Source organism: Brevundimonas sp. DS20, from assembly GCF_001310255.1.
GTDB lineage: Bacteria > Pseudomonadota > Alphaproteobacteria > Caulobacterales > Caulobacteraceae > Brevundimonas > Brevundimonas aurantiaca.
In genome coordinates, this window is the sequence record NZ_CP012897.1 from 766,839 (window position 1) to 786,691 (window position 19,853).

18 protein-coding genes are annotated in these 19,853 nt (G+C 67.4%); 7 read left to right on the forward strand and 11 right to left on the reverse strand.

Annotated features, from left to right (window positions below; translation table 11 throughout):
- Positions 1–212: 212 nt before the first annotated feature.
- Positions 213–2,264 carry a S8 family peptidase gene (locus tag JL11_RS03650; RefSeq protein ID WP_231681387.1) on the forward strand — a complete coding sequence of 684 codons (2,052 nt, stop codon included), beginning with the start codon at positions 213–215 and terminating at the stop codon, positions 2,262–2,264.
- Between the two features lie 127 nt (positions 2,265–2,391).
- Here JL11_RS03650 and grpE read toward each other — a convergent pair whose 3' ends face one another.
- Both grpE and hrcA read right to left on the reverse strand, forming a co-directional pair.
- Positions 2,392–3,030, reverse strand: coding sequence for a nucleotide exchange factor GrpE (gene grpE, locus JL11_RS03655; RefSeq protein WP_054764457.1), 639 nt, complete (start codon positions 3,028–3,030; stop codon positions 2,392–2,394).
- Positions 3,027–4,079, reverse strand: coding sequence for a heat-inducible transcriptional repressor HrcA (gene hrcA / locus JL11_RS03660; protein ID WP_054766799.1), 1,053 nt, complete (start codon positions 4,077–4,079; stop codon positions 3,027–3,029). Before hrcA ends, grpE begins: the two co-directional genes overlap by 4 nt.
- A 106-nt stretch (positions 4,080–4,185) precedes the next feature.
- Between hrcA and rph the strand changes: the two genes are divergently transcribed.
- Complete coding sequence (rph, locus tag JL11_RS03665) at positions 4,186–4,911, forward strand: ribonuclease PH (protein WP_054764458.1); 726 nt, start codon at positions 4,186–4,188, stop codon at positions 4,909–4,911.
- 61 nt (positions 4,912–4,972) lie between these two features.
- Complete coding sequence (locus JL11_RS03670) at positions 4,973–5,347, forward strand: hypothetical protein (protein ID WP_156314142.1); 375 nt, start codon at positions 4,973–4,975, stop codon at positions 5,345–5,347.
- A gap of 69 nt (positions 5,348–5,416) precedes the next feature.
- Here JL11_RS03670 and pnp read toward each other — a convergent pair whose 3' ends face one another.
- From pnp to JL11_RS03710, 8 genes are all read right to left on the reverse strand, one after another.
- A complete protein-coding gene (gene pnp / locus JL11_RS03675; protein ID WP_054764460.1) occupies positions 5,417–7,639 on the reverse strand; it encodes a polyribonucleotide nucleotidyltransferase in 2,223 nt (740 codons plus the stop codon).
- Between the two features lie 245 nt (positions 7,640–7,884).
- Positions 7,885–8,154 (reverse strand): 30S ribosomal protein S15, encoded by a 270-nt coding sequence (gene rpsO, locus JL11_RS03680; RefSeq protein WP_054764461.1) that lies wholly within the window; start codon positions 8,152–8,154, stop codon positions 7,885–7,887.
- An 80-nt stretch (positions 8,155–8,234) separates the two neighbouring features.
- Positions 8,235–9,164, reverse strand: a complete 930-nt coding sequence (truB, locus tag JL11_RS03685; protein ID WP_054764462.1) for a tRNA pseudouridine(55) synthase TruB — start codon at positions 9,162–9,164, stop codon at positions 8,235–8,237.
- A 134-nt stretch (positions 9,165–9,298) separates the two neighbouring features.
- Entirely contained in the window at positions 9,299–9,748 is a 450-nt protein-coding gene (gene rbfA, locus JL11_RS03690; RefSeq protein ID WP_054764463.1) for a 30S ribosome-binding factor RbfA, read from the reverse strand.
- 65 nt (positions 9,749–9,813) lie between these two features.
- Positions 9,814–10,473, reverse strand: a complete 660-nt coding sequence (locus tag JL11_RS03695) for a DUF2459 domain-containing protein (RefSeq protein ID WP_231681389.1) — start codon at positions 10,471–10,473, stop codon at positions 9,814–9,816.
- A gap of 95 nt (positions 10,474–10,568) precedes the next feature.
- The gene (locus tag JL11_RS03700) at positions 10,569–11,081 is read right to left on the reverse strand and encodes a hypothetical protein (RefSeq protein WP_054764464.1); all 513 of its coding nucleotides are present in this window, start codon (positions 11,079–11,081) and stop codon (positions 10,569–10,571) included.
- A gap of 47 nt (positions 11,082–11,128) precedes the next feature.
- A complete protein-coding gene (locus JL11_RS03705; protein WP_054764465.1) occupies positions 11,129–12,061 on the reverse strand; it encodes a Gfo/Idh/MocA family protein in 933 nt (310 codons plus the stop codon).
- Positions 12,062–12,064: 3 nt separating this feature from the next.
- Entirely contained in the window at positions 12,065–13,222 is a 1,158-nt protein-coding gene (locus tag JL11_RS03710) for a DegT/DnrJ/EryC1/StrS family aminotransferase (protein ID WP_054764466.1), read from the reverse strand.
- 310 nt (positions 13,223–13,532) lie between these two features.
- Between JL11_RS03710 and JL11_RS03715 the strand changes: the two genes are divergently transcribed.
- Entirely contained in the window at positions 13,533–14,042 is a 510-nt protein-coding gene (locus JL11_RS03715; protein WP_054764467.1) for a D-glycero-alpha-D-manno-heptose-1,7-bisphosphate 7-phosphatase, read from the forward strand.
- A 69-nt stretch (positions 14,043–14,111) separates the two neighbouring features.
- Positions 14,112–14,987: an alpha/beta fold hydrolase gene (locus JL11_RS03720; protein ID WP_054764468.1), complete on the forward strand. Its 876-nt coding sequence runs from the start codon at positions 14,112–14,114 to the stop codon at positions 14,985–14,987.
- On the opposite strand, the gene JL11_RS03725 is transcribed toward JL11_RS03720, so the two are convergent.
- Positions 14,984–17,653, reverse strand: coding sequence for a TonB-dependent receptor (locus JL11_RS03725; protein WP_054764469.1), 2,670 nt, complete (start codon positions 17,651–17,653; stop codon positions 14,984–14,986). The genes JL11_RS03720 and JL11_RS03725 overlap by 4 nt on opposite strands.
- A gap of 72 nt (positions 17,654–17,725) precedes the next feature.
- Between JL11_RS03725 and JL11_RS03730 the strand changes: the two genes are divergently transcribed.
- Both JL11_RS03730 and JL11_RS03735 read left to right on the forward strand, forming a co-directional pair.
- Complete coding sequence (locus JL11_RS03730; protein ID WP_054764470.1) at positions 17,726–18,604, forward strand: DUF6528 family protein; 879 nt, start codon at positions 17,726–17,728, stop codon at positions 18,602–18,604.
- Positions 18,605–18,644: 40 nt separating this feature from the next.
- The gene (locus JL11_RS03735; RefSeq protein WP_054764471.1) at positions 18,645–19,826 is read left to right on the forward strand and encodes an ROK family protein; all 1,182 of its coding nucleotides are present in this window, start codon (positions 18,645–18,647) and stop codon (positions 19,824–19,826) included.
- Positions 19,827–19,853: the final 27 nt, after the last annotated feature.

Genomic DNA, 19,853 nt, shown 5'->3' on the forward strand with positions numbered 1-19,853 from the left:
GGAAAACGGTTGAAGCGGACGATTCTGCTGAGCGTCGGTCTTCTGGCCCTGCCGCTGGCGGCCTGCGGCGGGGTGGCGGCGGAGGAGGCGGTTCCGGTTCGGTCACGCCGGTGATTCCCCTCCTCCTCCTCCTCCCCTCCCCGCCTCCACCGCCGCCACCTCCCCCTGCGCCGCCGTCCACCACGTCCGCCGAATATGAGCGCAACTATGGCGTGGCCAATGTGAAGGCTGAGGCGGCGTGGCGGGCGGGCGCCACCGGGAGCGGTGTGACGGTCGCCGTGGTCGATTCCGGCGTCAGCCGAGACACGGCGGATTTGGTGGGGCGGATTTCCGCCGCCTCGACCGACGTGGTTCCCGGCCGCAATACGCCCTATGTCGCCGACAGCAGCCACGGGACACGGGTCTCCGGGGTGATCGCCTCCAACTTCAACGGCCAGGGCACGATCGGCGTCGCCTATGAATCCACGATCTTGTCGATCCGCACCGACATCTCCGACTGCGAGGAGAAGAACACCGACGTCTGTTTCAGCAGTTCGGACCTGGTCCGGGCCCTGGACTACGCCGTGGCCAATGGGGTCAAGATCATCAACATGTCCCTGGGCGGCGACGACCGTCTGGGTTCGGCCTTTGAGGCCGCGCTGCTCCGGGCGGTCAATTCGGGGGCGGTGATCGTCGCCTCCTCCGGCAATGACGGCGAGGCCAATCCCGGCTGGCCGGCGCGCTACGCCGTCGATCCGCGCTTCGCCGGGGCCGTGATCGCGGTGGGATCGCACAACGCCTCCAACGCCATGTCCAGCTTTTCGAACAGGGCCGGGGTGGCGGCGGCGGGCTATATCTCGGCGCCGGGCGAGGCGATCGTCACAGGCTGCGATACGACCAGCTGCTGGCGGGTCAGCGGCACGTCCTTCTCGGCCCCGCACGTCGCCGGCGCCCTGGCCCTGTTGATGGACGCCTTTCCCAATCTGACCGGCCGCCAAGCCCTGTCCCTGCTGATAGAGACTGCGCGGGACGCCGGGGACGCCGGGACCGACGTCGTCTATGGCCGCGGTCTTCTGGACCTGGCGCGCGCCTTCCAGCCGGCGGGGACCACTTCTGTGCCCCTGGCGGACGGCGCGACCCTGGTCGCCGCGACGGAGCCCGGCAGTTTTGTCGGCTCGGCCTTCGGCGACGCCTTTGCACGCCAGACGGCGCTCGAGACCGTGCTGTTCGACGGCTATGATCGAATGTTCGCGGTCCAGCTGGGCGGCGCTTATCCGACGGCGCCCAGCCGTTCGTACCAGGCTGCGCCGTTCGAACGCAGCCGCACCGCCACGACCAGCCTCAGCCTGCCCCGCGGCGGGCGGCTGAGCCTGACGGCGGCCCAGCTTGACGAACCGGTCGAGGCGGTGACGGCCCGCCGCGACCTGACCGACGCGCCCTGGCTGGGCGACGAACCCCGCCAGGAGGCCCTGCTGGATCTGGAGATCGGCCGCCTGAACTTCGCCACCTGGCAAGGTCGCGGCGGCGCCGTCTCTCCGTTCAAGGGCGCGGCCGGCGACGGTTTCGCCGCCCTGGCCCAGGCCGATCATGCGGCGCGCGGTCAGGTTCGGCTCGGCGCCTTCACCCTGGCGGCCGAGAGCGGCGGGGGGGACCGTCGCATGCCGCTGCGTCGGGTCGAGGAAGCGGCCTCGACCTACAGCCGCGCCACCCTGGCCTGGCGCGGCGCCGACGGCGGCCTGTCGCTGAGCCTGGGCGCCCTGGACGAACGGCTGGGGCCCTTGGGGGCCTTCATCCCGGGCGGTTCGGACTTCGCCCTGCCGTCGCGGACCCGCTTCTATGCGGTCGGCGGGGACTGGGCCCTGCGACCGGGTCTGGCCCTGCTCGGCGAGGTCGGCGTGGGCGCCACCGAGACCGAAGGCCGTTTCCTGTCGACGGACGGGGCGGCGATCAGCTCCAACTGGCGGCTGGCCCTGCTGACGGGTTGCACCGCCCTGTGCGATCGGATCAGCTTCACCGTCTCACAGCCGCTCCGGATGGAGCGGGGGACCTTCTCGGCCTGGCTGGCGGACGTGCCGGTCGATTATTTCGACCCCCTGACCTATTCGCGTCGCCGCTTCTCGGCGGCGCCCAGCGGGCGTCAGATCGACTTCATCCTGGGCGGCGAACGCAGTCTGAGGGACGGCTCCAGCCTGTCGCTGCAAGCCGTGGCCAGCCGCGAGCCGCGCCACACCGCCGACGCCGCGCCCGAGTTCGCCCTGATCGGGGGCTGGCGACGCCGGTTCTGAGGGGGTGTCGGCGCTGGTGAAGGTGAGCGAGAATTGTGCGGCCTCGAACGTCGTGCCGAACGCCTCGCTCACCTGCCGCTCACCAGCACTATTCACTAGCACAAACCCCCTCAGAGGAGGGCGGTGATCAAGCCTTGCCGTCGAAGGCGTGAGTCTGGGGTTCGCCGCCGCCGCCGCCATAGGGGTTTGACGGCTGGGCGCCCGATCCCTTGGCGGCCACCACCACCATGGCCGGGCGGATCGTGCGGCCGAACAGTTCGAAACCGGACTGCATGGTCTGGACCACGGCTCCGCCCGGCACCGTGTCCGACGGCTGTTCAATCATGGCCTGGTGCAGATGGGGGTTGAAGGCCTCGCCGGCCTCGGGCGCGACCCGCTTCAGACCGTTGGTCTCGAACGCCTGCAGCAGGGCCTTCTGCGTCATTTCCAGACCCGTCACCAGACCGGCCGTGGCGCCCTCGGCCTCCTTGGGCGCGGCCATCAGGGCGCGCTCCAGATTGTCGGCCACGCCCAGCAGATCCTTGGCGAAGCGCTGGATGGCGTAGGCGCGGGCGTCGTTCTGCTGGGCCTCTGAACGGCGCTTCAGATTCTCCATCTCGGCGGCGACGCGCAGGGCGCGGTCCTTCCACTCGTCCCGCTCGGCGATCACGGCGTCCAGCGGCGCCAGATTGTCCGAGGGATCGGCGTCCAGCCCGTGTTCGGCGTTGGCCTGGGCCATGTCGGCGTCCAGTTCGTTGAAATCGTCGTTCTGGGGTTTGTCGCTCACGTTTCTTTCCCGTCCAGCATTCGGCCCAGCACCCGGGCGGTATAGTCCACCAACGGAATGACACGGGCGTAGTTCAGTCGCGCCGGTCCTATGACGCCTATGGCGCCCAGAACCCGCTGTCGGCCGCTCATATAGGGCGCCGCGATCACGGCGGAACCCGAAAGTGAAAACAGACGGGTTTCAGCGCCGATGAAAATCCGCACCCCCTGCGCCGCATCCACCCCGTCCAGCAGGCCGATCAGCTGTTCCTTCTGCTCCAGGTCGTCGAACAGGACCCGCACCCGCTCCAGATCGGCCAGGCCCTCGCCGTCCTGCAGCAGATTGGCCCGACCCCGCACGATCAGGGCCCGCTCGCGGTCCGGCCCGCCGGACCAGGCGGCCAGACCGTCCTCGACCAGCCGGGCGGCGGCCTGGTCCAGCTCGCGCCGGGCGATCTCCAGCTCCTGGGTCATTTCCCGCTTGGCCTCGGCGAAGGGCCGGCCGCGCAGCCGAGCGTTCAGGAAGTTGGAGGCCTCCGTCAGGGTCGAGGGGGTGACCCCCGCCGCCAGGGTCATGATCCGGTTCTCCACCGTGCCGTCGTCGGCGACGATGACCGCCAGGGCCTGATCGCCGCCAAGCGCCACGAACTCCACATGTTTGACCCCGGCGTCGCGCACCGGGCTGGAGACCACGCCTGCGCCCCCCGCCAGGCCCGACAGCAGGTTGGACGCCTCGTCCAGGGCGGCCTCGAAATTGCGGCCCCGGCCGGCCAGGCGGGCGTCGATCTCGCGCCGCTCCTCCTTGGTCAGGTCGCCGATTTCCAAGAGGCCGTCGACAAACAGGCGCAGACCCGCATGGGTGGGAATCCGCCCCGCCGAGGCGTGGGGCGAGGCCAGAAGGCCCGCCAGGGTCAGGTCCTGCATCGTATTGCGGATCGAGGCCGGCGACAGGGCGATCCCGCCCAGCGACAGGGTCCGCGACCCCACCGGCTCGCCCGTCTCCAGATAGCTCTCCACAATGCGCCGGAAGATGTCGCGCGCGCGCGCGTCCAGGCCGGCCAGCCCCGCCAGAGACTGGCCCGTCGCCGGACCGCCGTCGAACGGCGGGGTTTTGGGGGCATACAGGCTCACGTTTTCAGGATAATCACCGCCGCCCCAGCTTCCAAGGACTCATCTCATGCGCCATTCGCAACGCACCGACGCCCAGCTGCGTCCCGTGACCATCGAGACCGGCGTCAATCGCTACGCCGAGGGCTCGTGCCTGATCACCTTCGGCCACACCAAGGTTCTGGTGACGGCCTCGGTCGAGGAGACCATTCCCGGCTGGATGCGGGGCAAGGGCCAGGGCTGGGTCACGGCCGAATACGGGATGCTGCCCCGCGCCACCCACACCCGCGGCCGCCGCGAAGCCGCCGCCGGCAAACAGACGGGCCGGACGCAGGAGATTCAGCGTCTGATCGGCCGCAGCTTGCGCGCCGTCGTCGATCTGAAGGCGCTGGGCGAGCGTCAGGTGGTGCTGGACTGCGACGTGATCCAGGCCGACGGCGGCACCCGCACCGCCGCCATCACCGGCGCCTGGGTCGCCATGGCCTCGGCCCTCAACTATCTGCGCGACGAAGGCGTGCTGAAGGCTGATCCAATCCTGGACCAGGTGGCGGCGGTGTCCTGCGGCGTCTGCGACGGGGTTCCGGTGCTGGACCTGGACTATGAAGAGGATTCCGAGGCCGAGGCCGATTCCAACTTCGTCCTGACCGGTTCGGGCCAGATCGTCGAGATCCAGGCCACGGGCGAAAAGCGCGGCTTCACCCGCGCCGAGTTCGACCGCCTGTTCGCCCTGGCCGAGACCGGCTGCGCCGAACTGTTCGCCCTGCAGAAGGCGGCGCTGGAGGCGGTGCGCTCTTAAGGAGTTTCGTGCGTTCAACAGGCGGGTCATCGTGGCTATGACCCTCAGCCCGGAGATGTCGATGCGCCCTTTCCTGTCCGCCTGTTTCGCCCTGTCGGCCGCCCTCGCGGTCGCCGCCTGCCAGTCCGGGGAGGACAGGACCGCGCCCGCTGCGGACCCCGGTTCGGGCGCGCAGACCATAGCAGAGACGGCTCCGGGTCCGGCGTCTTCGGATCAGCCCGATACGGGCGCTGAACGAGGCCTCGCAGCCCAGACCGCATGCCGCGCGGATATCGGCGAGGCGGCGGCGGCGCGTCTGGTCGAGCGCTGCATCAAGGTCAGCCCGGCCACCCATCCGCCCTGCCACGCCGACAATCCCTGCGCCCTGATCCGGGGCGAGATCGACCGGTCCTGCAAGCTGTGGGACAAGGATCCGCCCGCCGAATGCCGCTCTTGAGACGGCTGTTATGAAAAAGGCCCCGCCGTCGCCGGCGGGGCCTTCGTCATTCAAACCTCAGGCCGAGGCTCAGTCGCGACGGCGACGGCCGCGATCGCCGCCTTCGCGCTTGGGACGGCCGCCGGTGTCTTCCGACAGCGGCTCCTCGCCGCGTTCGGCGCGTTCGGCGTTGATCTTGTCGGTGATGTCTTCGCCGGTGGTCTGGTCCACGACCTTCATCGACAGCTTGGTCTTGCCGCGGTCGTCGAAGCCCAGGAACTTGACCTTGACCTCCTGGCCTTCCGACAGGACGTCGGCCGGGTTGGCGACGCGTTCCAGAGCGATCTGGGACACGTGGACCAGGCCGTCCTTGGCGCCGAAGAAGTTCACGAAGGCGCCGAAGTCGACGACCTTGACCACCTTGCCGGAGTAGATGGCGCCCACTTCCGGTTCCGAGGCGATGGACTGGATCCAGGCCTTGGCGGCGTCGATCTTCTCCTGGTCATTGGCGGCGATCTTGATCGTGCCGTCGTCGCCGATGTCGACCTTGGCGCCGGTCTTCTCGACGATCTCGCGGATCACCTTGCCGCCCGAACCGATCACTTCACGGATCTTGTCGACCGCGATCTTGATCGTCTCGATCTTGGGCGCATGTTCGCCCAGCGAGGCGCGCGGGGCGTCCATGGCCTTGGACATCTCGTCGAGGATGTGCAGGCGGCCGGCAGAGGCCTGGGTCAGGGCCTGTTTCATGATCTCCTCGGTGATGCCGGGGACCTTGATGTCCATCTGCAGCGAGGTGATGCCTTCCGAGGTGCCGGCGACCTTGAAGTCCATGTCGCCCAGGTGGTCTTCGTCGCCCAGGATGTCCGACAGGATGGCGAACTCGCCCGACGGCTCCAGGATCAGGCCCATGGCGATGCCCGAGACCGGACGGACCAGCGGCACGCCGGCGTCCATCAGGGCCAGGGACGAACCGCAGACCGTGGCCATCGAGGACGAGCCGTTCGACTCGGTGATCTCGGAGACCAGGCGGATGGTGTAGGGGAAGTCTTCCTTCTTCGGCAGCATCGGACGGATGGCCCGCCAGGCCAGCTTGCCGTGACCGATTTCGCGACGGCCGGGCGAGCCCATGCGGCCGGCTTCACCCACCGAATAGGGGGGGAAGTTGTAGTGCAGCAGGAAGGACTCCTTGTAGGTGCCCTGCAGGCTGTCGATGTACTGTTCGTCCTCGCCGGTGCCCAGGGTGGCGACGACCAGGGCCTGGGTTTCGCCGCGGGTGAACAGGGCCGAACCGTGGGTGCGCGGCAAGACGCCGACTTCCGATACGATGGCGCGGACCTTGTCCAGGGCACGGCCGTCGACGCGGTGAGCGTTCTCGATGATGTCGCGACGCAGGACGTCGGCTTCGCATTCCTTGAAGGCGGCCGAGAATTTGGAGCTGTCGACGCCCTCGGGGTTCTCGTCGGTCTTCACCAGGGCTTCGGCGGCCTTCTTCTTGGCGGCGTCGACGCCCGAGCGGCGCTCGTACTTGCCCGGCTGGGCGTAGGCGGCCTTGATCTCCTCGCCGACCAATTTCTTGATCGCGGCGACGACGTCGGAATGGTCTTCGGCCTGGAAGTCGAAGGGCTCCTTGGCGGCGTGTTCGGCCAGATCGATGATGGCGTCGATCACCGGCTGCATGCCGGCGTGGGCGAACATCAGGGCCTTCAGCATGGCCTCTTCCGACAGCTCCTTGGCCTCGGATTCCACCATCATCAGGGCGTCCTGGGTGCCGGCGACCACCAGATCCAGGTCGGAGCCTTCCATCTGGTCCACGGTCGGGTTCAGAACCAGCTCGCCGTCGATGAAGCCGACGCGGGCGGCGCCGATCGGACCCATGAAGGGCACGCCGGAAATGGTCAGGGCGGCCGAGGCGGCGACCATCGACAGGACGTCGGGGTCGTTCTCCATGTCGTGCTGCAGCACGGTGACGACGACCTGGGTCTCGTTCTTGAAGCCCTTGACGAACAGGGGGCGGATCGGGCGGTCGATCAGGCGGGAAACCAGGGTCTCCTTCTCGGTCGGGCGGCCTTCACGCTTGAAGTAGCCGCCCGGGATCTTGCCGGCGGCGAAGGTCTTTTCCTGGTAGTTGACCGTCAGGGGGAAGAAATCCAGGCCCGGCTTGGGCGAACGGCCGTAGACGACGGTGGCCAGAACCACGGTCTCGCCGTAGGTCGCCAGCACGGCGCCGTCGGCCTGGCGGGCGATGCGGCCCGTCTCCAGAGTCAGCGGGCGTCCGGCCCACTCGATCGTCTTGCGTTTGATATCGAACATATTTCGTCTTTCGTATCCCGGACGGCGTATTCCGTGCGGGGTCCCATCATTGGGCGGATGCGTCGGCGTTCAGTCCTTCGATCCAAGGGCCGCCGCGCCATCGCGGAGACCCGGTTGAGGACCGGCTCGGCCCTCGCGTCTGCGCCGTTAAAGTCCTGCGGCGCGCAGGTCGGTTCTAATCGCACAACGAGGCGCGGACGTGACCGCCCGCGCCTCGTCATACAGTCTTACACGGATCCGCGCCCTTAGCGACGCAGACCCAGCTTGGCGATGAGCGCCTGATAGCGCCCGGCGTCGACCTTGTTCAGGTGGTCGAGCAGACGGCGACGTTGCGACACCATCTTCAGAAGGCCACGGCGAGAGTGGTTGTCCTTCTTGTGCGTCTTGAAGTGTTCGGTGAGGTTGGCGATGCGCTCCGACAGGATCGCGACCTGAACCTCGGCCGAGCCGGTGTCGCCGGCGGTGCGGGCGTTGTCGGCGATGATTTCGTTCTTGCGTTCAGCAGTGATCGACATCGAAGGAGTCCTTTCTTGGCCTATCGCGCTTCGCGCTGCTTGAGGCCGTGGGGTCTCGGCCCTTGCCGAATGGCCCGGGCCTAGAGGTTGAAAACGCGGTCGGGTTCTAACCGGCCGGCCCGCAATTGACAGAGTGCGACGAGGGTCTGGCCCTGGAAGGCTGAAACCGTTCGCGAGCCGTCCGACAGACGGGTCTTGAGGGTTTCCACCTGACGGGGGAGCAGAACGATCGGGCGTCCCTGCCGAAGCGAGAAGGCGTCCTGTTCCGTCACGGCCAGATCCGGGATGTCGTCCAGAGCGGTCGCGACGGGAAGCAAGCCTTCCGAGGCGGCGCCCCTATGCACCATTTCCTCCAGAGAATCCAGAGTGACGGCGTTTTCCGTGCTGAAGGGCCCGACCCGCTCGCGCCGCAGGGCCGACACATGACCCTCGGCGCCCAGGGCCAGGGCCAGGTCGCGGGCCAGGGAACGGACATAGACGCCCTTGCCGGTCAGGATGCGGATCTCGACATGATCGGCGTCCGGCGCGGCCGTCGCCTCGGCCGAATGGATGATCACCCGCCGGGACGGCAGTTCGAAATCCACCCCGTCGCGGGCCAGATCATAGGCGCGGGCGCCGTCCACCTTGATGGCCGAGAAACGCGGCGGCGTCTGGTCGATCTCGCCGACGAAGGCGAACAGGGCGGCCTTCACCTGCTCAAGGGTGGGGCGCACGTCGGAGCGGGCGATGATCTCGCCCTCGCGGTCCACGCTGTCGGTCGAGACGCCCCAGTTGATGGTGAAGCGATAGACCTTCTGCGCCTCCATCATCATCGGCACGGTCTTGGTCGCCTCGCCCAGGGCGATCGGCAGGATTCCGCTGGCCAGGGGATCCAGCGTCCCGGCGTGACCGGCCTTCTGGGCGTTGAACAGGCGGCGGATGCGGCTGACCGCCTCGGTCGAACCCATCTCGAACGGCTTGTCCAGGCAGACCCAGCCGTCGACCACGTCGCCCTTCTTCTTGCGGGCCATCTAAATCCTCCCCCGTTGGGGGAGGGGGACCGCGCGCAGCGGGGTGGAGGGGGCTGATCCGCGCGTGGTGTCTGGGGTGAGCCCCCTCCACCGCTTCGCGGTCCCCCTCCCCCAATGGGGGAGGATCGCCGGCATCAGTCTTCAACCTCGTCGCGGCGCTCCAGGTCGGCGCGGACGCGGGGGTCGTCGAACAGACGGTCAATGTGGCTGGCGGCGTCGAAGCTCTCGTCGTGGCGGAACTTCAGGTCGGGAGTAAACTTCATGTCCAGCCGGCGGCCCAGCTGGCCGCGCAGGAACTTGGCGTGGACGTTCAGCGCCTTGATGATCTCGCTCTCATGGCCGGCGACCGGGGCGGTCTCCACGCCCGCGCCCAGGGGCTCGACGAAACAGGTGGCGTGTTTCAGGTCCGGCGACAGGCGGACCTCGGTCACGGTGACCGAGACCCCGGCCAGGGCCTCGTCGTGGATGTCCTCCTCGCGCAGGATGTCGACCAGGGCGTGGCGGATCAGTTCGCCGGCGCGCAGCTGGCGCTGGCTGGGACCGGCAAGGCCGGATGAATTTCGGGTGTGTTGCTTACGGGCCATCGGCCGCTCCTTCTTCATCGCCCGCCGGGGTTCGGACCCGGCCGGATAAGCGAAAGGCGGGCGGTCTAGGCGTGTGGGACCGCCGTGTCCAGTTCTGCGGCCCGGACGGACCGCATCACCTCGCTGGAAAAGATCGACCGCGCGGGGCGGATCGTCACGCCGCCGGCGTTCAGGACGCCGGCCGTCCAGTGGTTGCAAAGATGCAGGATGGAAAAGGTTTCGCGGCTGGCGAAGAAGCGGGCGTCGTCGCCGGGGCGGGCGGCGGCGACGCGGGGCGCGCCGCTCGACAGATCCAGCGACGCCTCGATCCGATCCGCCATCCGGTCGAAGGCGACGGGCGTCAGATGAAGGGCGGCCCGCCGATCGGGGGCGTGTCGCGCGCGCGGGTCGTCCGCCTCCGGGTCCAACATGACGACGGACGGATTGCCGGGCCGGAAGAAGGCGCGCGCGCCGTCGGGCAGGCGGTCGGAGATCGGGCTCTGATCGACATAGAATCGGGCGTCGCCCCAGCCGACCAGAATCCAGTCACCCGGCGCCAGGGTCTCAACCGCCCGTCCCAGGGCGCCGCCTCGTCGTTCAAGCGCCGCGCGCGGCAAGGCCAGATCGGAATGAAAGCCGTTGTCCAGAAGATAGACCACGATCGGCACGTCGGTCGCCGGCGGCGCGGCCGGACCGAGGCGGGTCCAGGTCAGAAGGGCGGCGACAAGGCCGACTAAAACCAACACGGGCAGGGCCCATCGCATCGCCGTCATCTCCGAAGGTTCGGCCGATCGCCAGACTAGGCGATCAAGCGGTGCGGTTGGAAGGCGGGTTCGCCCAATCAGGCGCCGGGGGCGTCGGCGAAGGGGGAGGCCGGCGCCGTCTGCCACTCTCCACGCCATTCATAGGTCAGGGTCACGCAATGGCGGTGGGTCCCGTCGGCCCAGCGACCGACTGCGTTCAAGGTCAGGGGGCGTGGCGCGCGGATGCGGCTTGCCGCCAGCCAGACCTGATCGGCCCCCGGACACAGGGCGCGGGCCAGACCGCGCCCGTCGCCGATCTGCTGCACTTCATAGAGGTCCGCGCCTCGGGCGTCCTCCGGCAGGATCCGCCGGGCTGCATCGGGGCCGCCGCGCGCCAGGTCGGCCGATCCACGGGCGGTGGTCGAGAACAGCCGCTCTATGGCGACGGCGCCGAACAGGCCGCGCCGCACCTGAAGGGTGATCCCCTTGGTCAGGGCCTGGGTGATCCGATCCGAGGCGTTGTAGGAGAAGTAGCGGGTGTCGGCCTGGGCCGGGGCGGCGGCCGACACGGTCAACAGGGCGACGGACAGGGCGGCGAGGGGCGTGCGCATGCCTCTTTCCTTCCTCTCCATTGCGGCGACTTTAGGCCTCGCCCCGATCAGTGTTCACCCAGGCAGCGCAGGGCGACCTCCAGATTGCGCAGGCCGTCCTCGCCGGTCACCGCCGGGGTCTCGCCGGTATGGATGGCGCGGGCGAAGGCCTCCAGCTCCTTCTTCAGCGGTTCGGCGGGCCAGCTGTTCAGCATTTTCGTCGAATAGGAGCCGTCAGGCTGCTGGCCGAAATATTCGGTCACCTGGCGGGTGATCAGGTCGGCGACGATGAACTTGGTCTTGGTGGCGACCTGCAGGGTGCGGGTCTTGTAGGGGGTGACCCAGTTGGTGGTGATGTGGGCGATGACGCCGTTGTCCAGCCGGAACTGCAGCAGGGCCGTGTCCTCGCGCTCGGCGCGGGTGCGGGCCAGCTGAGGCTGGACCTCGACGATCTCGGACCCGGTCAGGTGGCGGATGATGTCGATGTCGTGAACCGCCAGGTCGATGACCACCCCGACCTCGCCCATGCGGGGCGGGAAGGGGCCGACGCGGGTGATCTGGATGGAGATGATCTCGTCGTCGGCGACGGCTCGCTTGACCGTCTCGACGGCCGGATTGAACCGCTCGACCTGGCCGACCATCAGGACGCGGTCATTGGCCTTGGCGGCGTCGATCATCCGCTGGGCGTCGGCCACGGTGGCGGCGATGGGCTTTTCGACCAGGACGTGGACGCCCTTTTCCAACAGGGCCACCCCGACTTCGGCGTGGAAGCGGTTGGGCGTGGCGACGACGGCGGCGTCCAGGCCGGCGTCGACGAAGGCCTGGGCCGTCGTGACCGGGGTCGCCTCATAGGCGGCCGCAACGCCCTCGGCGACGACCGCATCGGGATCGAAGACCGTGGTCAGGTCGAACTCGCGCATCTCGGCCGCGACGCGGGCATGGTTGCGGCCCATGACGCCGACGCCGGCGACGCCGAACTTGAGGACGGGGGTGTTCGGCATGGTTCAGCCCTTGTAGCCGGCGACGGCGGCGATGATCCGGTCCTGGGTCGCCTCATCCAGGTCCGAGTGCATGGGCAGGCTGACGACGACGTCCTTCAGCCGCTCGGTGACGGGCAGACCCCCGGCGCCTTGGGGGAAGCGCTCATAGGCCGGCTGCAGGTGCAGCGGGATCGGATAATAGACGGCGGTCGGCACGTCATGGGCCTTCAGATGGGCGATCAGGCCGTCGCGGTCGGGGTGTTCGATCGTGTACTGCGCCCAGTTGGAGACATTGCCCGCCGGGACGTCGGGAACCTTGGCGACGTGGGGGCGCAGGCCTTCATTGTAGCGGGCGGCGATGCGGTTGCGCCATTCGATCTCCTCGCCGAAGACCTTCAGCTTTTCGATCAGGACTGCGGCCTGGATCGTGTCCAGACGGCTGTTCAGGCCGATGCGCATGTTCAGATATTTGGGGTCGTGATCGAAGACGCGGTCCTTCAGGTCCACCGCCACGGCCTTGCCGTGCACCCGGACGGAATCGATCAGCTGGGCCAGTTCGTCGTCATTGGTCAGAACCGCCCCGCCGTCGCCGTAGCAGCCCAGGGGCTTGGCCGGGAAGAAGCTGGTGGTCGTGATGTCGGCCCATTTCAGCGGGTGCTCCCCGCCGACGGTGCAGCCGAAACCCTGGGCCGAATCCGCGATCAGCTTCAGCCCGTGCCTGTCGCAGATCGCCTTGATCGCCGGATAGTCCGCCGGCTGGCCGAACAGATCGACGGCGATGACCACGCGCGGGGTCAGGCGGCCCTCGGCCTTGATCCCTTCGATGGCGCGCTCCAGGGCGGCCGGATCCATGTTGTAGGTGTTCGCGTCCACATCGACGAAGACCGGCTCGGCGTCGAACCAGGGCACGACCTCGGCTGTGGCGGCGAAGGTGAAGCTGGGCACGAAGACCGCGTCGCCGCGTCCGACGCCCCAGGCCATCAGCGGCAGGGCCAGGGCGTCCGTGCCGTTGGCGCAGCCGAGCGCATGCTTGGCCTGGCCGAAGACGGCGAGGTCGGCCTCGAACTGACGGACCTGGGGCCCCATGACCCAGGCGCCGCCGACGACGGCCTCCTGGACGGCGGCCTCGATCTTGCCGGCGAGGCGCAGGCGCTGGGCCTGGAGGTCGATGAAGGGGATCATGCGGGCGCTCTCCACGTGATTCGGGGGCGGCGGACCGACGGATCGGCCGCGAGGGTGGCCGCCCTCCTAGCAAGATCGGTCCCAGGGGCCAAACGGGGCTGCGTCACTTCGCGTTGCCCTTTGCAACGTTAGAGCCTGATCCGTCGAGGAGGAACCGCTACGCGGTTCCGCCTGAAACGATCATGCTCTAGGGCGGCGTTCGACCGCTCTTGGCGCCGGCCTGTCCTCATCCTAAGCCAGGTTCCTTTTCTAACCGTCCCTTTGCGCCGCGCCTTGCGGCGTCGATACGGCTACGTTCGAGACAAGACGCATGACTGGTGTTCCCGCGGTTTTTCTGGATCGCGACGGGGTTCTGATCGAGGATTCGGGCTATCCGCATCTGCCTGAACATCTGAGACTGATTCCCGGCGCCTCGGCCGCGGTGCGCCGGCTGAATCGACTGGGCTATCTGGCGGTGATCGTCACCAACCAGTCGGGCGTCGCGCGCGGTCTGTTCAGCGAAGATCAGATGCATGCGTTCAACGGTCTGCTGACCAGACGGCTGGCCCAGGACGGGGCGGTGATCCACGCCGTCTACGCCTGTCCCTTCCATGCCGACGCCCAGGACGAACGCTATCGCCATCCGGATCACCCTGACCGAAAGCCCAACCCCGGCATGCTGCTGAGGGCGATCGCGGATCACCAGATCGATCCGGCGCGGTCCTTCATGATCGGCGACCAGCAGACCGACATGGCGGCGGCCCGAGCCGCCGGGGTCTCGGGTTTTCTGTTCGAGGGCGGCGACCTGGACGTCTTTGTGAAGGAGTTGCTCGGCGGCTGACGCCATCGCAATTCGTCGCGCGGTGAATTACTGTGGCGGCTTCTCGGTTCAAGGAGACCGCCCGTGACTATGGCCGCCGCCTATGTCGAACGTCGCTGGAAATCGCCGGACGGCCTGGATCTGTTCGCCCGCGACTATGCGCCCGGCCCCGGCCCGGCGCGGCCGCCGGTCATCGCCATCCACGGGCTGACGCGAAACAGCGCCGACTTCGAAGCGATAGCCCCGCTTCTGGCCCAGAGCGGGCGGCGGGTCCTGGCGGTCGATGTGCGCGGACGCGGACTGTCGGACCGCGCGCCCGATCCGATGACCTATCGACCGGACGTCTATGCGGCCGACGTGCTGGCGCTGATGGACCAGGCGGCCGTGGGCCGGGCGGTCTTCATGGGCACCTCCATGGGCGGGCTGATCACCATGGCCCTGACCGCCCTGCGGCCGAAGGCGGTGGTCGCCGCCATATTGAACGACATCGGCCCGGAAGTGGCGCCCGAGGGTCTGTCGCGCATCGCCGCCTACAGCGGACAGCCGGTCGAGATCGACAGCTGGGCGGACGCGGCGGCCTATGCGAAGCGGATCAACGCCGTCGCCTTCCCCCACTATTCGGATGCGGACTGGGACGCCTTCGCGCGACGCATCTTCCGCCAGGGGCCGGACGGCGAGATCGGCCTGGACTATGATCCCGACATCTCCGTGCCCATCCGGGCGGCGGGCGCCAAGGCCCTGGTTCCCAATCTGTGGCCCATGTTCCGGCGGCTGGCCCGCAACCGGCCGACCCTGCTGGTGCGCGGCGGCGTCTCGGACCTGCTCAGCGCCGACATCGCCGCGCGCATGCGTAAGGCGGCGCCGGACATGGCCTATGTCGAGGTTCCCCAGATCGGCCACGCCCCCATGCTGGACGAGCCGGAGGCCAAGGCGGCCATTTTCGAATTTCTGGCTGAGCTGGACTAGTACCTGAACAATGCGCCGGCGTAGAAGGCGCGGCCGTTGTCGAGCTCCTCGCGCAAGAGGCCGAAGCCGGGGCCGAACATTCTGCGGCGGCGTTCGTTGGTCAGGTTCTTGGCCTGGGCGACGAGCGTGAGGTTCCGGCTCAGGCGATACCGGGCCTGGGCGTCGAACCTGTCATTGGCTTCAACGATCCGGTCCTGCAGCGGGTCGCTGCTGGACACCGAATAGAGCATGTCGCCGACATGATTCCAGGCGCCCTGCACCGTGAAGGGGCCTGAGATGTAGAAGACCTTGAGGTTGCCGACCCGGTCGGCGCTTTCAAACAGCCCCGGCAGGCGACGTTGCGTGAAGTCGCTCATGGCGACACTGGGCGGCGTCCCGTCCAACAACGTCAGATTGGCGGACACCCCTAACCCTTGGAACGGGGTCGGCAGGAAGTCCATGCGCGAAACCACCAGGTTGAACTCGATCCCCTGGACCTTGAAGTCGCCAGCGTTGACGGGACGTACGCGAGTGACGGATTCCAGCGAGCCGTCGATGATTTCGTCTGCCGTGGACCGCAGGACGATGATCTCGTCCGAAACATCCTTCTCGAAAACGCCGACCGAGGCCATGGTGTCACGGCCCGCGTAATATTCCAGGCTCAGATCCGCGTTATTCGACCGGCGCGGTTTGAGAAAGGGATTGCCGCCCTGAATGGTGTAGTCGCCCTCGGTGTTGACCGTCCGCACTTCGCGCGCAGCGAGGTCGTCATAGTTGGCCCGCCCAATGGTCCGGCTCCAGGCGGCGCGGACTTTCAGGTTTTCGGTCAGATCGTAGTTGGCCTGGAATGACGGAAGCCAGTCGTCATAGTCTGTCTCCTGAACGCCATAAAGGTAGGCGCCGGCGGTCAGGGCGGCGGAACCGGACCGGAGTTTCGTGTGCTCGTAGCGCAGGCCGCCTGAGACGGTGAGGCGATCGGCGCCGAACCGCGCCATGGCGTAGCCCGCGTCAATATCCTCGTCGATGTCATAGTCGGCGGAGATGCTGCCGGCCGCATTCGTCGGGGTCGCCGCGAAACCCGCTCGGTTGGCTTCGAAGAACGCCCGGGCCAAGCCTGGATCAACGATCAGAATTCGTGTCCCCCGCGCATTGAAGGGCGAGTAGTCGGACAACCGGCCTACTGCGGACAGGCGATAGTCGCTGGAGCTCAGCGGCCGGTGGTTGTCAACGCCCCTATCGTAGCTGCGCTCAAGGCGACGCGCATAGGCGCCTATCTGCAGACCCAGGCCGCGGTCGCTTCGATCGACGTTGAACCCCCAGTCGAGATGCGCGGTTTTGGCCTGTTCGCGGGCGTCGTCCAGCGTCGTGCCGTATTCAAACTGCCGGTAGTTGGCGGGATCGAAGGCGAAGGCCGGGTTGGCCACGTCGAAATAAGGAAACGCGCCCCGCTCGATCTCATAGGTGAAGGCGAGGTTCGTCGTATTGGCGATGCGATAAGTCGCCAGATGCGCGTCCTGGCGGTAGGTGGCCACGGCGTCGTTCAAGCCGAAGTCGACGAACTGACGCGCGCCGGGCGCCCAGCGCACCCGGAAATCGACATATCGGATGCCGCGCGCCTGGTCATATTGGACCAGATCGACTTGGGCGTTGGCGGAAGTCACGCTTCCCCCCGTGGCGGAAATGCTGGCCGATACCGGATTGCCGTTCGCGATCAGGATGTTGCTCTGGCGGTCCTCATCGTTGGTATGGGTGAAGTCCGCCGCCGTGAGGCGCGCCTCCAGGCCGCCGTGACGGTATTCGAACTTGCCGAACACGCCCTCTCGCTTACGCACGTTGTCGTAGGCCAGCCAACGACGACGCTGAGGCGCGACGTCCGCCGTATCCAGACCCGGCGCCGTCACAGCCAGTCGCGCATGGGTGACCGGATCAAAGAAACTATAGTTGTCGACGGCCGAGTTCAGTGACGAAGAATCGCGGATATAGCGGCTCGCCGACACGACGAAGCCAAATCGGTTGTTGGGCCCGAAGGTGTTGGAGACCACGACCTCGCCTTGACCGGACGGTCCGCCGTCTCTGAAATGCCGTTCGTTGTCCCAAACGCCAATATCGAACCGTCCAGCGATGAACAGATCGCCGCGTCCGTCAAAGGCGCTGCGGGTCACGAGGTCGGCCGCGCCGCCGATGGCGTTTCCGTTCATGTTCGGGGTCACGGACTTGGAGACATCGACCCGCCGCGCCAGCGACGAGGGGATGACGTCGAGCGAAACGTTGCGGCGCCCGAGTTCGTTGGCCGGAAGGGCGACCCCATCGACCTGGACCAGATTGTAATCGGCGTTCAAGCCGCGAATGGACAAGAACTGCGCTTCGCCGCGGTCATTGTTCTGAACCGTCGAGACCCCTGGAACCCGTTCGAGCGCCTCGCCCAGACCAAAGTCCGGCAAGCTGCCGATTTCGTCCGAACTGATCGAATCCGAGATGATCGCGGCCGTGCGCTTCATCGAGATTTCGTTCTGCGCCTGTAGTCGAACCCCGGTGACGACGATCTCATCCAACTGGGCGGCGGGAGCGGTCGGGACCGTCTGGGCCACCGTCGGCGTTGCGAAGAGAACGGTGGACGCCAACCAGAGTTGACGAAGCGAAGAGTGGCGAACCGACATGTGGGCCTCCGTGATCGGGATGCGCTCCATTTACTCACTCATAGTGAGATATTTATGACATGATCCGTCGTTATAGGTTCCGGGTCACTTTCAGGAGCCTCCATGATCCTCTCCGCCCTCTTCACCCTCGCATCGGCGCTCTCCGCTTCGCCCGCCCTTCTGGCCTGTGGAGATGATCAGGTCCGGCGCTATGAACTCGCCGCCGAAGGACCGCGCGAGACCTGGCGCTGGGACGCCTCGGAGGCCGAAAACCTGCCGCAGGGGTTTCGCGCGGGGCTCTTGGAAAAGATCGATGAGTGCAAGCCCGTCGCCGATGGTCGTGTGCTGATCACAGCCTCAACGGGGGGCGTGGTACTGCTGGACGGTGCGTCTGGAGACGTGCTTTTTCGCGCTGAAGCGCCCATGGCGCATTCGGCCGCCGTCCTGCCCGGCGATCGCATCGCCGTGGCGCTCTCGATTCACGACAGGGGTGATCGACTGAACGTTTACGATCTCACGGACGGCGAAAAGCCGGTTCTCAGCCTGCCATTGCCGTCGGGTCATGGGGCGGTTTGGGACGCAGAGCGTCAACGTCTCTTCGCCCTATCGCACGACACCATCCAGGCCTTCGCCCTGGTGGATTGGGAGGGTGACGAGCCGCGACTTCAGGAGACGGCGCGGTGGACGCTGCCCGGCGCCCGCGACGGACATGATCTGTCCAGGGCAGCCGACGGATCGGATTATCTGGTCACGACCCACGACGGAGCCTGGCGCTTCGATCCCGAAGCCAACGCCTTCAAGGCTCTGGAGCCGCTGAATCCTGCGCTGCAGGTCAAATCCGTCGACGTCGACGCCGAGGGTCGTCTGGCCTGGGTCAAGGCTGAGGAACGTTGGTGGGCGTTCGGCTTCTCGGTCATGCAAGACGGCCGCGTCGTCCGTGTCCCGATCAACGACATGCATTTGTACAAGGTGCGGTGGATTCCTGCGCCGCCCCGACCATAAGGTAGGTGCTTGGCTGGCCGTTTCCGCTATGCATCCCTCTATGGTGGGAGTCGGTTACGGATCAATCGCGCCGCGTTTCCTGCGTGAGGACGGCGTACGCACGGCGACGGCCAACGAACGTCGGCTGCTGTCCCTGCTGCGCCGGGACGGGCCGATGACGCGCGCGCAACTGGCGCGCGCCACTGAGCTTACGGAACAGTCGATCGCTCGGTTGGTCGAATCTCTTTTGCAGCGCGACCTGCTGATCGAAGGCGCGCCCGTCGTGGCAGGTCGTGGGAAGCCGGGTCTTCCCGTGAGTCTCAATTCAAAGGCGCTTCACGCGGTCGGCGTCTCCGTCATGACCGACGCCGTCGCCGCAGCCGTCATGGATCTGAGCGGCTCGATCCTGGCCCGTCGCCAGATCCCGATCCGCGACGTGTCCCTGACGGCCGCCATCGCCGAGATGCAGAAGCTCGTCAGAGATCTGGAAACCCAGGCGGGCGTGTCCGCCTCTCAAAGGATCGGCGTCGGCGCCGCCGTGACGGGATATTTCATCGGCGACGGGGCCCGCCTCAACCCGCCGCCTGCGCTGGACGCCTGGGCCCTTCAACCTTTGGACGGGATTCTCTCCAAGGCCTTCGACGGCCCGGTGTGGATCGAGAACGACGGCACGGCGGCGGCCATCGGCGAGGCCATGTTCGGCGTCGGGCGCCGGTTGGACAATTTCGCCTATCTGTACTTCTCGGCAGGATTCGGCGGTGGCGTCGTCGTGCGAGGCGAACCCCTGCGCGGCGACAACGGCAATGCAGGCGAGTTCGCCTCTGTCATACCCGTTGACTGGTTCCAACCCAATCTGACCGCCCTGCTCCGGATGATGCAGGCTGGCGACGGCGACCGGTGGGCGTCGCTCGGCGACCTTCTGGCCGACTTCCCCGCCGATCATCCGATCATCGACCAGTGGCTGGACGCGGCGGAACAGCCGCTAAACCTGGTGCTTTCCGCCATATCGGGCGTGCTGGATCCCGGCGGGATCGTCCTGGGCGGGCGGCTGCCTCACGCCCTGGCTCTTCGCCTGATCGAACGGCTGCGCTTCACCAACCCGCAACGTCGCGGGCATTGCCGCCCTGTCCCGAAGGTCGAGGCGTCGCCGATCCTTGGCGACGCCTCGGCGGCGGGGGCCGCCGCACTCCCTTTGCGAGCCGCCTTTTTCTCGCTCGCGTCGCACGAATCCGCCGGTTCTTGACCTCTAACCGGCCCCCTTCATGAGCGG

Coding starts and splice junctions, on each gene's coding strand:
- JL11_RS03725 (WP_054764469.1), bottom strand. CDS start 17,653: ATGGAGCGCATCCCGATCACGGAGGCCCACATGTCGGTTCGCCACTCT.
- JL11_RS03710 (WP_054764466.1), bottom strand. CDS start 13,222: ATGATCCCCTTCATCGACCTCCAGGCCCAGCGCCTGCGCCTCGCCGGC.
- rph (WP_054764458.1), top strand. CDS start 4,186: ATGCGCCATTCGCAACGCACCGACGCCCAGCTGCGTCCCGTGACCATC.
- JL11_RS03705 (WP_054764465.1), bottom strand. CDS start 12,061: ATGCCGAACACCCCCGTCCTCAAGTTCGGCGTCGCCGGCGTCGGCGTC.
- JL11_RS03715 (WP_054764467.1), top strand. CDS start 13,533: ATGACTGGTGTTCCCGCGGTTTTTCTGGATCGCGACGGGGTTCTGATC.
- JL11_RS03670 (WP_156314142.1), top strand. CDS start 4,973: ATGCGCCCTTTCCTGTCCGCCTGTTTCGCCCTGTCGGCCGCCCTCGCG.
- pnp (WP_054764460.1), bottom strand. CDS start 7,639: ATGTTCGATATCAAACGCAAGACGATCGAGTGGGCCGGACGCCCGCTG.
- truB (WP_054764462.1), bottom strand. CDS start 9,164: ATGGCCCGCAAGAAGAAGGGCGACGTGGTCGACGGCTGGGTCTGCCTG.
- JL11_RS03720 (WP_054764468.1), top strand. CDS start 14,112: ATGGCCGCCGCCTATGTCGAACGTCGCTGGAAATCGCCGGACGGCCTG.
- JL11_RS03700 (WP_054764464.1), bottom strand. CDS start 11,081: ATGCGCACGCCCCTCGCCGCCCTGTCCGTCGCCCTGTTGACCGTGTCG.
- rpsO (WP_054764461.1), bottom strand. CDS start 8,154: ATGTCGATCACTGCTGAACGCAAGAACGAAATCATCGCCGACAACGCC.
- JL11_RS03730 (WP_054764470.1), top strand. CDS start 17,726: ATGATCCTCTCCGCCCTCTTCACCCTCGCATCGGCGCTCTCCGCTTCG.
- JL11_RS03735 (WP_054764471.1), top strand. CDS start 18,645: ATGGTGGGAGTCGGTTACGGATCAATCGCGCCGCGTTTCCTGCGTGAG.
- rbfA (WP_054764463.1), bottom strand. CDS start 9,748: ATGGCCCGTAAGCAACACACCCGAAATTCATCCGGCCTTGCCGGTCCC.